Here is a 380-nt window from a genome sequence, read left to right as displayed (position 1 = left end):
AAAGGGTTGGTAAGTCGGGATGACCCCCTAGCCTTAACAGTGCTCTACCCCCAGTAGTATTCGTCCGAGGCGCTACCTAAATAGCTTTCGGGGAGAACCAGCTATCTCCAGGTTTGATTGGCCTTTCACCCCTAGCCACAAGTCATCCGCTAATTTTTCAACATTAGTCGGTTCGGTCCTCCAATTGATGTTACTCAATCTTCAACCTGCCCATGGCTAGATCACCTGGTTTCGGGTCTATATCCAGCGACTAAGTCGCGCAGTTAACACTCGCTTTCGCTACGGCTCCCCTAGATGGTTAACCTTGCCACTGAATATAAGTCGCTGACCCATTATACAAAAGGTACGCAGTCACACCACGAAGGTGCTCCTACTGCTTG

General features: G+C 49.7%; 1 rRNA gene. It reads right to left on the bottom strand.

Going from position 1 to position 380, the window contains the following annotated elements:
* Positions 1 to 380: ribosomal RNA gene (locus ATB76_RS26920) — 23S ribosomal RNA — on the bottom strand; the annotation flags it as partial.

The organism is Vibrio sp. MOR3 (assembly GCF_001557775.1).
Classification (GTDB): Bacteria; Pseudomonadota; Gammaproteobacteria; order Enterobacterales; family Vibrionaceae; genus Vibrio; species Vibrio jasicida.
Note: the sequence above shows the minus strand (reverse complement) of the source record. Positions and strands in the feature narration are given on the sequence as shown.